The organism is Arthrobacter sp. zg-Y1143, assembly GCF_030125565.1.
Classification (GTDB): domain Bacteria; phylum Actinomycetota; class Actinomycetes; order Actinomycetales; family Micrococcaceae; genus Arthrobacter_B.
Window position 1 is genome coordinate 243,462 of record NZ_JASKLW010000006.1, and the last position, 12,390, is coordinate 255,851.

The 12,390-nt window shown below is 65.9% G+C and carries 11 protein-coding genes; 3 read left to right on the plus strand and 8 right to left on the minus strand.

The genetic code is table 11. The features are described 5' to 3' along the window. The first annotated feature begins 197 nt into the window (after positions 1 to 197). The 3 genes from QNN98_RS09660 (at position 198) to QNN98_RS09670 (ending at position 3,175) form a co-directional block, all read left to right on the plus strand. Positions 198 to 950, plus strand: coding sequence for a peptidylprolyl isomerase (locus QNN98_RS09660; protein WP_229959009.1), 753 nt, complete (start codon positions 198 to 200; stop codon positions 948 to 950). A gap of 53 nt (positions 951 to 1,003) precedes the next feature. Then, on the plus strand, positions 1,004 to 2,431 hold the full coding sequence (locus tag QNN98_RS09665; RefSeq protein WP_283996918.1) for a DUF349 domain-containing protein: 1,428 nt from the start codon (positions 1,004 to 1,006) through the stop codon (positions 2,429 to 2,431). A gap of 129 nt (positions 2,432 to 2,560) precedes the next feature. Continuing rightward, positions 2,561 to 3,175, plus strand: coding sequence for a type IV toxin-antitoxin system AbiEi family antitoxin (locus QNN98_RS09670; RefSeq protein WP_227926214.1), 615 nt, complete (start codon positions 2,561 to 2,563; stop codon positions 3,173 to 3,175). Positions 3,176 to 3,195: 20 nt separating this feature from the next. Here the strand turns inward: QNN98_RS09670 and QNN98_RS09675 are convergent, their stop codons facing one another. The 8 genes from QNN98_RS09675 to QNN98_RS09710 all read right to left on the minus strand — a co-directional run bounded on the left by QNN98_RS09675 (position 3,196) and on the right by QNN98_RS09710 (position 12,359). Then, a complete protein-coding gene (locus QNN98_RS09675) occupies positions 3,196 to 5,658 on the minus strand; it encodes a RelA/SpoT family protein (RefSeq protein WP_502864676.1) in 2,463 nt (820 codons plus the stop codon). 160 nt (positions 5,659 to 5,818) lie between these two features. Then, on the minus strand, positions 5,819 to 6,829 hold the full coding sequence (gene secF / locus QNN98_RS09680; protein ID WP_227911505.1) for a protein translocase subunit SecF: 1,011 nt from the start codon (positions 6,827 to 6,829) through the stop codon (positions 5,819 to 5,821). Further along, positions 6,829 to 8,553: a protein translocase subunit SecD gene (gene secD, locus QNN98_RS09685; RefSeq protein WP_227911506.1), complete on the minus strand. Its 1,725-nt coding sequence runs from the start codon at positions 8,551 to 8,553 to the stop codon at positions 6,829 to 6,831. Before secD ends, secF begins: the two co-directional genes overlap by 1 nt. 93 nt (positions 8,554 to 8,646) lie before the next feature. Further along, positions 8,647 to 9,093, minus strand: coding sequence for a preprotein translocase subunit YajC (locus tag QNN98_RS09690; protein WP_227911507.1), 447 nt, complete (start codon positions 9,091 to 9,093; stop codon positions 8,647 to 8,649). Positions 9,094 to 9,196: 103 nt separating this feature from the next. Continuing rightward, positions 9,197 to 10,288 (minus strand): Holliday junction branch migration DNA helicase RuvB, encoded by a 1,092-nt coding sequence (ruvB, locus tag QNN98_RS09695; RefSeq protein ID WP_227911508.1) that lies wholly within the window; start codon positions 10,286 to 10,288, stop codon positions 9,197 to 9,199. A gap of 1 nt (position 10,289) precedes the next feature. Continuing rightward, entirely contained in the window at positions 10,290 to 10,916 is a 627-nt protein-coding gene (ruvA, locus tag QNN98_RS09700; protein ID WP_283996919.1) for a Holliday junction branch migration protein RuvA, read from the minus strand. Positions 10,917 to 10,989: 73 nt separating this feature from the next. Then, positions 10,990 to 11,589, minus strand: coding sequence for a crossover junction endodeoxyribonuclease RuvC (gene ruvC, locus QNN98_RS09705; RefSeq protein WP_227911510.1), 600 nt, complete (start codon positions 11,587 to 11,589; stop codon positions 10,990 to 10,992). Between the two features lie 11 nt (positions 11,590 to 11,600). Further along, a complete protein-coding gene (locus QNN98_RS09710; protein WP_227926209.1) occupies positions 11,601 to 12,359 on the minus strand; it encodes a YebC/PmpR family DNA-binding transcriptional regulator in 759 nt (252 codons plus the stop codon). Positions 12,360 to 12,390 lie beyond the last annotated feature (31 nt).

A 12,390-nucleotide genomic window follows, 5' to 3' on the forward strand; every position in this document is an offset into this window, starting at 1 on the left:
CAAACTCCTTCGGTGGGTGGAAAGAAGACACCGGCGCCCCTTGAGGAAGCAGGAATGCGGGTGCTGACGTGCATAAACTATGTGCGGCACTCATTTTAGCTTTTCCTGGACACCGCCGCGTTCCGCACCCGCGGGCCGGCCGCGTCCGGTAACCCGCGGGCCCGCCCAGGGCCAATACAGCAGCAGAGGAGGCAGCGGTGGCAGCAAACAGCACCAGCCGCGAGAACAGGCGCCGCGTGGCCCGCATGGAGGCCCGGCGTGCCTTTGCCGCCGCCCGTGCCCGCCGGCGGAAGCGGGACAACCTATTTGCCGGAGCAGCTGCACTGGTGGTGCTGGCACTGGCCGTTGCCCTGCAGATCGCCTGGTTCAGCTCCAACCCCACTGCGGATGAGCTGGCCCTGCTCAAGGAGCAGGCGGGCGTTGGCCTGGAGGTCCCGGATCCGTCCCTGGCGGCCGGCAAGACGTTCACCGGCACCCTTTCCCTGGGGCAGGGCGACGTAGGCGTGGAACTGGACGGCAATGCGGCCCCGCAGGCCTCCGCGGTCTTCAAGACCCTGGCCGACAACGGATGGTTGAACGGCAAGAGCTGCCACCGCCTGACCACCCTGCCCGAGATGGGCGTACTGCAGTGCGGTTCACCGAACGGCGACGGCGCAGCGGACCAGGACTTCCTGTGGGGTCCGGTGGAGAACACGCCCGCCGACGGTTTCTACCCCGCCGGAAGCATTGCGGTGGCCCGCGGAGACAGCGTAACCAGCAACGGCACACAGTTCTTCATCGTTTACAAGGATTCGACCATTACCCAGGCCAGCGGCGGTTACACGATAATGGGTAAGGTAACGTCAGGTCTTGACGTACTGGAGTCCATTGCTTCCCGCGGAGTTGCCTCCGGGGCAAGCGATGGCACTCCGAATGACCCGGTGACGATTAACTCGTTCACCCTGAACTAAGTGGCGGCGCGGGCTTCGCACACTGCCATCCATCGAGTGAAAGACTTTTAGCGGTGACAGACAGTCAGAAATCCGACGAAACAGCAGGCCAGGACACCCCGGACACGTCCCGTCCTGCCGCTCCCAGCCCCGCGGCCCTCGCATCGCGCCGGCCCTCCCCCGCAGCCGTAGGCCCCCGTGACGCCGCGGCTGCCCCGGTTGTTGCCGTGCCCGCAGCCCACTCCACCCCGCTGGAGGAGGCGGCCCGCTTTGCCCGGGTGGAGGAGGACGGCCACGTCTTCCTGATTGTGGACGGTGAGGAAACCGCCGTCGGGCAGTTCCCGGACGCGTCCAAGGAAGAGGCGCTGGCGTACTTCGTGCGCAAGTACGACGACGTCGCCAGCCAGCTGCTGCTCCTGGAACAGCGGGTGCAGGTCAAGGCCCCGGCCGCCGACATCCACAAGACCCTCAAGCACCTTGCCGAGCAGGTTGCCGAGCGCAAGATGGTGGGCGACGTCAAGGCACTGGACGCCCGCATCGAGTCGCTGGAAGCTGCACTGAAGGACGCCGAGGCTGCCGAGCGCGCCGAAGCCGAAGCAGCCAAGGCCCGTGAGCTGGCCGCCCGCGAGGCCATTGTTGCTGAAGCCGAAGAGATTGCCGCCAAGGACCCGGCCAGCATCCAGTGGAAAACCAGCAGCAACCGGATGAATGAGCTCTTCGACGCGTGGAAGAGCGCCCAGAAGAACGGCCCCCGGCTGGGCCGCAGCACCGAGGACTCGCTGTGGAAGCGGTTCCGGTCCGCCCGGACGGTTTTTGACCGCCACCGCCGCGCCTACTTCTCCCAGCTGGATAATGAGAATTCCTCCGCGAAGGCCGCCAAGGAAGCCCTGATTGCCCGCGCCGAAGAGCTGTCCACGTCCACTGACTGGGGCAACACGGCCGCCGAATACCGGCAGCTGATGGACGAGTGGAAGGCTTCCAAGCGGGCCAGCCGCAAGGATGACGACGCCCTGTGGGCCCGCTTCCGCGCAGCCCAGGACAAGTTCTTCGCCGCACGCCAGGCAGCCAACGAGGTCATTGACGAGGAATTCGCCGCCAACCTGGTGGTCAAGGAAGAGCTCCTCAAGGAAGCCCAGGCCCTTTTGCCCGTGACCAACCTCACCGCTGCCCGGAAGGCGCTGCAGTCCATCCGGGAACGTTGGGAAGATGCCGGCAAGGTTCCGCGTGCGGACATGGGCCGGATGGAAGCCGGCATCCGCAAGGTCGAGGAAGCCGTCAAGGCGGCCGAAGACGAGCACTGGCAGCGCAGCAATCCGGAAACGAAGGCCCGCACGACTTCGGCCCTGTCCCAGCTCGAAGCGACCATCGCGTCCCTTGAGCAGGACCTGGCCGACGCCGAGAAGGCAGGAAACGCCAAGAAGATCGCCGATGCCCGGGAAGCCCTGGAGGCACGCCAGCAGTGGCTGGCCATGCTGCAGAAGTCCGCACAGGACTTCGCCTAGGCACACGGTTCGCCTAGGCACAATACGCCCGCGCGGGCCTTCCCGCGCAGCTAAAGCCCCGCCGGCACGTTATCCACAACGTGCCGGCGGGGCTTTTGCGTTGCCCCGGCAGCAGCCACGCTGGTGTCCATGCCTGCGCCTGCGCCCTTGTTTCCCTATCCGGGAGCCCTCCCCCGGATCACTTCCACCGGCGGAGCCCTGTTCACCGCCGGGGACGCCTTCCGGCACGAGGAGCTGCAGGCCATGGCGATGGACGGGTTGCTCAGGCACGTCTACGCGGGGACCTTCGTGCGCTGGGACGTCCAACCGGACCCGGTGGTCCGCGCCTTGGCTGCATCCCGGGAACTGCCCGCGGGCCTGCGGCAGCGGGTGTCGCTGGGCTGGCTCACTGCGGCCTGGATCTACGGCTGCGCACCGCGCCCGCTGCGGCTGGACATCCTGGCTGACAGGAGACGGCGGACCGGAGCGTTGCCGCCGTTCAGCACGGCGGTCCTCCACGAAGTGCTCCTGGGGCCGGCCGACCGGGTGGACGTGGGAACGGTGTCGGTGACCTCGCCGCTGCGGACCGCCGTCGACGTCGCACTCCATGTCCAGGGACAGGAGGCCGTGCCCGCGCTGCAGCGGCTCGCCGCGCATCCCGGCCTGGGCTGCCGGCTCGATCTGGTGCGCCGCGCCATGGAAGCCGGGTCACGCGTCCCGGGCAAGGCGGCCGCCCTGGAAAAGCTGGCGGCCGCCTCGGCCTAGTGCGTGCCCGGGGGCCGGTGCTATACCCGCCGCTGGGACCCTGTGGTCCGGTACACATCGAAGACGCCGTCGATCTTGCGTACGGCGCTGAGGATGTGGCTGAGGTACTTCGGGTCCCCCATCTCGAAGACGAACTTCGACATGGCCACGCGGTCGCTGGAGGTGTTGACGCTGGCGGAGAGGATGTTCACGTGGTTTTCCGACAGCACCCGGGTGACGTCGGACAGCAGGCTCTTGCGGTCCAGGGCCTCCACCTGGATTTCCACCAGGAAGACGCTGGACTGAGTGGGCGCCCATTCCACCGGCACAATGCGGTCCGGTGTGGCCCGCAGTTCCTGCACGTTGCGGCAGTCGCTGCGGTGCACGGACACCCCGGAGCCCCGGGTGACAAACCCGATGATCGGATCCGGCGGCACGGGGGTGCAGCAGCGCGCGAGCTTCACCCACACGTCGCCGGTGCCGCGCACGGTGACACCGGAGTCGGTGAACTTCGGGCGCCGGGCGGCCGTGGCCACCGGGGTTTCGGCCAGATCCTCCTCGGCACCTTCATGGCCGCCCATCAGGCCGACCAGGTGCTCAATGACGTTCTGCGCCGAGGTGTGCCCGTCGCCCACGGCCGCATAGAGTGCCGAGATGTCCTGATGGTGCAGCTCCTCGGCCACTGCCACCAGCGCGTCGTGGGTCATCAGCCGCTGCAGCGGAAGGTTCTGCTTGCGCATTCCGCGCGTCAGCAGGTCCTTGCCCTTTTCAATGGCTTCTTCGCGGCGTTCCTTGGTGAACCACTGGCGGATCTTGTTCCGGGCCCGCGGGCTCTTCACGAAGCCCTGCCAGTCCTGGCTGGGACCGGCGCCTTCGGCCTTGGAGGTGAAGATCTCCACCCAGTCACCGTGCTGCAGCTCGCTGTTCAGCGGAACGAGTTTGCCGTTGACGCGGGCACCGATGGTCCGGTGCCCCACCTCGGTGTGCACCGCGTACGCAAAGTCAACCGGCGTCGACCCGGCCGGCAGGGCCATGACCTCGCCCTTGGGGGTGAAGACAAACACTTCGCGGGCATTGATCTCGAACCGCAGCGAGTCCAGGAACTCATCCGGATCCGAAGTTTCCTGCTGCCAGTCCACCAGACTGCGGAGCCAGCCCATGTCATCGGCGGTTTCGGGCGACTTGCTGCCGTCTTTGTACTTCCAGTGCGCAGCCACGCCGTACTCGGCCCGGCGGTGCATGTCATGGGTGCGGATCTGGATCTCCACCGGTTTGCCGCCGGGACCGATCACCGTGGTGTGCAGCGACTGGTACATGTTGAACTTCGGCATCGCGATGTAGTCCTTGAACCGTCCCGGCAAAGGATTCCACCGGGCGTGCAGGGCGCCTAGCGTCGCATAGCAGTCCCGTACGGAGTCGACCAGGACCCGTACACCCATCAGGTCATGGATGTCGTCGAAGTCTTTCCCCCGCACGATCATCTTCTGGTAGATGGAGTAGTAGTGCTTGGGCCGGCCGGTGATGGTCGCCTTGATCTTCACCGCATGGAGGTCATCGGCAATCTGGGAGCGGACGGTGCCCAGGTACTTTTCACGCTCGGGCGTCCGGTCCCCCACCATCCGCACAATTTCGTCGTAGACCTTCGGGTGCAGTGCGGCGAAGGAAAGGTCTTCCAGCTCCCACTTGATGGTGTTCATGCCGAGGCGGTGCGCCAGCGGTGCGAAGATCTCCAGGGTTTCGCGGGCTTTCTTGGCGGAGGACTCCGGCGAGACAAACCGCCAGGTCCGCGCGTTGTGCAGCCGATCCGCGAGCTTGATGACCAGCACGCGGATGTCCTTGGCCATGGCGACGACCATTTTGCGGACCGTCTCGGACTGGGCTGCGTCACCGAAGGTGACCTTGTCCAGCTTGGTGACGCCGTCCACGAGCATGGCCACTTCCGGGCCGAACTCACGGCGCAGCTCCTCCAGCGTGTAGCTGGTGTCTTCCACGGTGTCGTGCAGCAGGGCCGCCGCCAGCGTGGTTCCGGTCATCCCGAGCTCGGCGAGGATGGTGGCCACGGCCACAGGGTGCGTGATGTAGGGATCGCCGCTCTTGCGCTTCTGCCCTTCGTGGCTGCGTTCGGCCACCACGTAGGCCCGCTGGATCAGGTCCAGGTCTTCCTTGGGGTTGTTCACCCGGACGGTGCGCAGCAGCGGTTCGAGCATGGGTGAATACCCGGGGTTGCCGCGTCCGGCGAGGCGGGCAAGCCGGGCGCGCGTGGAGCCGCGGCGGCCTGTTGGGGGTGTCCGTCCGGCGCCGGGCTTGGCCGCGGCGGCTGCAGGAGCGGGAGCCGCTACGGGAGCCACGGCTGCACGGGCCGGAGCCTGCACGGAGTCAGCCGGGGTGGGAACAGCCGTGTCCGGCGCCGCGGCGTCAGGAGCCGCGGCGGCCTCGGGCCCCGGATCGATCCCGGCGGCGCGGCTGTTCCCTGCCCCATTGGCAGGTGTTGCGCTGTTGCCCACTGCCGACCTTTCTTCGAAAAATTCAGTACAAGTGCCCTGTCAACCAGTCTAAGCCTGCCCGCACCGCTTAAACCGCAGGTTCCGCACTCCCGGCAGGGAGTACGGAACCGTGGGGTTTATCCGTGAGCAGTTCCGGTGCGGGACCGGACTCCCGGAGGTACTAGGCGTCGGCGACGGCCGGCGTCTTGCCGGCGCGGCGTTCTTCGACGCGTTTGGCCTGCTTGCGGATCCCGGCCTCGTTGCGGCGCAGCCATGCGTACATGGGCGCTGCGATGAAGATGGTGGCGATGGTGCCCAGGATGATCCCGACAAACAATGCCAGGGACAGGTCCTTCAGGGTGCCTGCACCCAGCAGCAGGGCACCAATGAACAGGATGGAGGCCACCGGAAGCACTGCCACCACGGAAGTGTTGATGGACCGGACCAGGGTCTGGTTGACGGCCAGGTTCACTTCCTCGGCGAAGGTCCGCTTGGTGCGCTTATCCAGGTCCTTGGTGTTTTCGCGGACCTTGTCGAAGACCACCACGGTGTCATACAGCGAATAGCTGAGCACGGTCAGGAACCCGATGATGGCAGACGGCGTCACCTCGAAACCGCTCAGCGCGTACACACCGGCGGTCACCACCATGACTACCAGCAGTCCGGTGACGGCAGCCAGCGACATCTTCCAGGTCCGGAAGTACAGAGCCATCAGCACCGCGGCCAGCGCCACGAACACGATCAGGCCCACCAATGCCTGCCGGCTGACGTCGCTGCCCCACGTAGGACCGATGAACGTGGAGGTGACCTCGTCCTGGCTCACGCCGTAGGTATCGGCCAGTGACTCCTTGACCTGGATGGTCTGGTCGTCGCTGAGCTTCTCCGTCTGGATCCGCATGGTGCCCGGGGCAATGTTGGTGACCTTCGGGTCTGCGGTGCCGGCCACCTCGGCTACGGCTTCCTCACCGCGGCCGACATCGGTGTTGGCCACGTTGGAGACCGTGAACTCGGAACCGCCGCGGAACTCGATACCGAGGTTGAAGCCACCCTTGGCCACCGGGATGAGGATGGAAATGACTACGGCAACCCCCGCGATCAGGAACCACAGCTTCGCTTTGCCAACGAAGTTGTAGGACCGCTTTCCGGTGTAGAGGTCATTGCCGAATGCGGCGAAACTGGGGAGCTTGCTCATTACTCGCCGTCCTTCTCGGAGCTGCGGCCGCTGCCGGCCATGGAGTCGTGCTTTTCGGCAAGCCGGCGCTCGGCAATTGTCATCCGGCGCTCGGCTTCCTTGGCAGCGGCCTTGTTCTTGCCGCGCAGGGCCGGGGCATCGCCGGGCTCGCGCATCCGGCCGGCACCGCGGTACAGCGGCACCGCGCCCAGCCTGCTGGCATCCAGACCGGAGAACCGGTGTCCTTCACCGAAGAACTTGGTGCGGGCCAGCAACACCATGGTCGGGTGCGTGAACATAAAGACCACGATCAGGTCGGCGACGGCGGTCAGTCCGAGGGTGAACGCGAAGCCGCGCACGTTGCCAACGGCAACGAAGTAGAGCACGACGGCGGCCAGGATGTTCACTGCCTTGGAGGCCAGTACGGTGCGCTTGGCCCGCTTCCAGCCGGTGTCCACAGCGGAGACCAGTCCGCGTCCGTCGCGCAGTTCGTCGCGGATGCGTTCAAAGTAGACGATGAACGAGTCCGCTGTCTGGCCGATGGCGACAATTAGGCCCGCCACACCGGCCAGCGACAGCCGGTAGTTCTGGCTCCAGCCCAGGATGGCGATGGCCAGGTAGGTCAGCACACCGGCAACCACCAGGGACGCGATAGTGACGAAGCCCAGTGCGCGGTACTGGAAGAGCGAGTAGACGGCCACCAGGATGAGGCCGATCAGGCCGGCGATAATGCCCATCCGCAGCTGGTCGGCACCGAGGGTGGCGGACACCTGCTGTTCGCTCTGGATGTCGAAGCTGATCGGCAGGGCACCGTACTTCAGCTGCTCGGACAGCGCCTTCGCGCTCTCCTGGGTGAAGGTGCCGGTGATCTGTGCGTTGCCGTCGGTGATCACGTTGTTAACCGTGGGTGCAGAGATGATCTGTCCGTCCAGGACAATCGCGAACTGGTTCCGCGGATCGCCCTTGAAGGTGATCAGCCGCTCGGTGACTCCACGGAACGCGTCAGTGCCCTCATCGTTGAAGTCGATGTTGACGGCCCACTGCCCGGTGGAAACACCGTTGCTGCTCTGTGCCATTCCGAAGCTGGCGGTGGAGATATCCGCACCGGGAACTTCCACCGGACCCAGGATGTACTTTCCGGCCGTGCCGGGTTCGCACGCGACCATGGGCTGGTCCGCCGGCGCCTGCTCCGCGTTGGCGATGGTGTCCGGGTTCAAGCAGTCGGTGGTTTCGAACTCGGTCTGCAGTTCCGGGGTAATCCAGTTGGTGTCCGACTTGTCCGTCGGCTCGGCTGACGGCGTCGGCAGCTGCTCAGCGGGAGTCGGGTCGGTGACCGCTGCTCCCTGTCCCCCGCCGCCGGCCAGGACCGGGCGGAACTCCATCTGGGCTGAGGCCTGGATGAGTTCGCGGGTTTCGGCATCCGGGACACCCGGCAGCGAGACCACGACGTTGCGGTTGGACTGCGTGCTGATCTCCGCTTCGGAGACGCCGCTGCCGTCCACGCGCTGGCGGATGATCTCCACGGCCTGGTCCAGCTGCTCGGCAGTGATTTCATTGTCACCGCCCTGCACCTCGGGTGCCAGGATCATCTGGGTGCCGCCCTCAAGGTCGAGGGCAAGCTTCGGGGTCCAGCTGGCGTTGCTCCACATGGAGCCTCCGCCAAGCAGAAGGGCAAGGGCCGCAAAAATGACGCCCAACCAGATGAGCGTCTTTTTGGCGGCCGAGCCGGGGCCGGTACGGGGCATAGGGAATATTCCTTAAGGGCGAAGATCACCGGAACCGTTCGGGCTCCGGTGAGGCAAGCGGGACCGCAATGCCCCGCTTGGCTCGTGGAGAGTCTAGTTCTCTTTTTTCTCGTCGCGGTTCAGGCGCTTGAGTGTTTCTTCGGGAGTCTCGTCCTGCGGGGCGGCTGCGTCGCGGGCGACAGTGGCGTCCGTGCTGCCGTGGGGGTCCTTGCCGAGGGTCAGCGAAGAAGCGTCGTCGGGAACAACGGTGCCTTCTGTTTCCGCGTCTTCCTCAGCGGCCGGGACAGTGACTACCTTGGTCAGCGCCTGCAGGTGGACGGTAGCCGTGTTGCCCGGGGAAAGCTCCAGGACGGCCTTGTTCTCTTCCTGGTCCACGGAAACGATCCGGCCGAAAAGCCCGAACTGGGTCATGACCTCGGTGCCCGGAACCATCTGGGAGCGCTGCTGGGCCACCGACTGCGTCGTCTTCTTCTGCTTGCGGAACATCATGATCACGAAGACCACCAGGAGCAGGGGAAGAAGGAGATCAGTGGGATTCACGTGGGGAGTTCCATTTCTGTTGGGGAAGGTTCAGGCATTTCCGGGCATCGCGCCGGGACCGTGCCGTAGGGCCAGTCTAAGGGGAAAACGTGGAAGGAACCTGTTAAGTTTCCAGAGGCGTCCAGTCACCGGCTCCGGCCGCGGTGGCCGTGCCGGGTCCGGAGAACATGTTCGCGGGCATGGCCGCGGCCACGTGTTCGGGCATTTGCAGCCCCAGGTGCTCCCAGGCCGCGCGGGTGGCAATCCGGCCCCGCGGGGTCCGGCCCAGCAGCCCCTCGCGGACCAAGTAAGGCTCAGCCACTGTTTCAACCGTTTCCGGTTCCTCACCGACGGCGATGGCCAGGGTGGACAGGCCCACCGGGCCGCCGTTGAATTTGGTGATCAGGGCGGTCAGCACTGCCCGGTCCAGCCGGTCCAGGCCAAGCACATCCACTTCGTACATATCCAGGGCCGCGCCGGCCGAACGGGCGTCAATCTGTTCGATGCCGTGGACCAGGGCCCAGTCGCGGACCCGCCGCAGCAGCCGGTTGGCAATACGGGGCGTGCCGCGGGAGCGGCCGGCCACCTCGGCGAACCCGGCCGAGTTGACCTTCATATCCATCAGCATGGCTGAGCGGCGCAGCACCAGTTCCAGCTCGTCCGTGGAATAGAACTCCAGGTGCCCGGTGAAGCCGAAACGGTCCCGGAGCGGGCCCGGCAGCAGGCCGGCACGGGTAGTGGCACCCACCAGGGTGAAGGGCGGCAGCTCCAGGGGAATGGCCGTGGCGCCGGCTCCCTTTCCCACCACAATGTCTACCCGGAAATCTTCCATGGCCATGTAGAGCATTTCCTCGGCCGGCCGGGACATCCGGTGGATTTCGTCCAGGAACAGCACCTCGCCCTCGGTCAGGGAGGACAGGATGGCGGCCAGGTCGCCGGCGTGCTGGATGGCCGGTCCGGAGCTGATCCGCAGCGGCGCGTTCATTTCCGCGGCGATGATCATCGAGAGGGTGGTCTTGCCAAGGCCGGGCGGACCGGAAAGCAGCACATGGTCTGCGCTGCGGCCGCGCAGCCGGGACGCTTCCAGGACCAGGGACAGCTGTTCGCGGACGCGTTTCTGCCCCACGAAGTCATCCAGGTTCTTGGGCCGCAGGGCGGCTTCTATGGCTTTGTCGTCCGGGTCCGGGCCCGGGGCGACCAGTGATTCAGCGGACATGTCAGCCGGCCTTCCGGCGTGAGGATGCGCGGGCGCCGTCGGTGCCCAGGCGTCGCAGGGTCAGCTTCAGGATCTCGCCCACGTTGCCGGTTGCGGCGACGTCGGGGTGTTCGGCAGCGGTGTCCTCGATGGCCGTCGTGGCATCCTTTTCGGACCAGCCCAGCCCGGTCATGGCTGCCAGCACCTGCTCCTGCCAGCGCGGGGCGGCAGGGTTTTCCGTTGTTCCGTGCGGCACCAGCTTGTCCGCCAGTTCCAGGACGATGCGCCGGGCACCCTTGGGGCCTATGCCGGAGACCTTGCTGAAGGCCTTGTCGTCTCCGGTGGAGGCGGCCACGCGGATGGCTTCGGGGGTGTGCACGGCCAGGACGGCCAGCGCGATCCGCGGCCCGACACCACTGACGCCGAGGAGGATTTCAAATACCTCGCGCTGGTCGGCGTCGGAGAAGCCGTAAAGGGTCATGGAGTCCTCGCGGACAATCATGGCCGTGTGGACGGACGCTTCACTTCCCGTGCGCAGGGTGGCGAGGGTCTGGGGCGTGGCCTGGACGAGCATCCCGAGTCCATGGACATCGATGACTGCCGAATTGAGGCCCACGTGTGAAACGACCCCGCGGAGGGAACTGATCATGAAGGAACTCCAGAGGCTGTATAGAACATATCTACGAATACCCTACTTGCTGGTGCCCGCATTCCCCTGCTGTTCAGTAGCTTCCGCGTTTTGCGCGTGCTTCCGCTTCCGCCCACAGCCGCTGCGCCGCCGTCATGCCGGTGTTCGGTGCGGTGCCCCGGGATGCCGAACCGGCAGTGGGTCCGGGGCCGGCTACGCCGCGCCGCCAGGCGTGCGTGATGGCCAGGGCCAGGGCGTCGGCGGCGTCGGCGGGCTTGGGCATTTCGTCCAGCCGCAGGATCTTGGTGACCATCTTCCCCACCGCGTCCTTGTTGGCCGAACCGGATCCGGTGACCGCCGCCTTGACCTCGGTGGGTGTGTGCAGGGCCACGGGAATGCCGCGCCGGGCCGCGGCGGCAATGACGACGCCGGAGGCTTGGGCGGTGCCCATCACGGTGCTGACGTTGAGCTGGCTGAAGACCCGCTCCACCGCCAGGACGTCCGGCCGGTGGGTATCCAGCCACAGTTCGATGGCTTCGGAGATCACCAGCAGCCGGGCATCCAGGGCGGTTCCGGCCACGGTGCCTACAACACCGACGGCCACGAGGGTGGCCCGGCGGTTCCCTTCGACCTCAACTACCCCGAGGCCGCAGCGGGTCAGGCCGGGGTCCACCCCCAGGACGCGTAAAGACACTGAATCGGCGCTTAGTCGTCTTCTTCAAGCTCGGCCATGACTGCGGCCGGGATGTCAGCGTTGGAGTAGACGTTCTGCACGTCGTCGAGCTCTTCGAGGGCGTCCACGAGCTTGAGGAACTTGCGGGAAGCATCGGCATCCAGTTCCACATGCATGGAGGGTACGAATTCGGCTTCGTCGGTTTCGTACTCGATGCCGGCTTCTTCCAGGGCACCAACAACGGCGCGCAGGTCCTGCGGCTCCGAGATGATCTCGAAGTTCTCGCCGGACTCCTTGACCTCATCTGCGCCGGCATCCAGCACGGCCATCAGCAGGTCATCTTCGGTGAGGCCGTTCTTGGGCAGGTTCACGACGCCCTTGCGGGTGAACATGTAGGCCACCGAGCCCGGATCGCCCATGTTGCCGCCGTTGCGCGTTACCGCCAGGCGCACCTCGGATGCTGCACGGTTCTTGTTGTCCGTGAGGCACTCGATCAGCAGGGCCGAGCCCTGGGGACCATAGCCTTCATACATGATGGTCTGGTAGTCGACGGCCTCGCCCAGCAGGCCGGCACCGCGCTTGACGGCACGGTTGATGTTGTCGATGGGCACAGAGGTCTTCTTGGCCTTTGAAACGGCCAGTTCAAGGGCCGGATTGCCCGCCATGTCGGCGCCGCCGGCACGTGCTGCAACTTCGATGTTCTTGATCAGCTTGGCGAAGGACTTGGCGCGCTTGGCATCAATTACGGCCTTCTTGTGCTTGGTGGTTGCCCATTTAGAGTGGCCCGACATGCTCTACGCTTCTCCTAAAGATCCTGTGGAT

Bases quoted from the DNA above. Each gene is read 5' to 3' on its own strand.
- QNN98_RS09670 (WP_227926214.1), top strand. From the start codon at position 2,561: ATGCCTGCGCCTGCGCCCTTGTTTCCCTATCCGGGAGCCCTCCCCCGG.
- secF (WP_227911505.1), bottom strand. From the start codon at position 6,829: ATGAGCAAGCTCCCCAGTTTCGCCGCATTCGGCAATGACCTCTACACC.
- secD (WP_227911506.1), bottom strand. From the start codon at position 8,553: ATGCCCCGTACCGGCCCCGGCTCGGCCGCCAAAAAGACGCTCATCTGG.
- ruvB (WP_227911508.1), bottom strand. From the start codon at position 10,288: ATGTCCGCTGAATCACTGGTCGCCCCGGGCCCGGACCCGGACGACAAA.
- ruvA (WP_283996919.1), bottom strand. From the start codon at position 10,916: ATGATCAGTTCCCTCCGCGGGGTCGTTTCACACGTGGGCCTCAATTCG.
- QNN98_RS09710 (WP_227926209.1), bottom strand. From the start codon at position 12,359: ATGTCGGGCCACTCTAAATGGGCAACCACCAAGCACAAGAAGGCCGTA.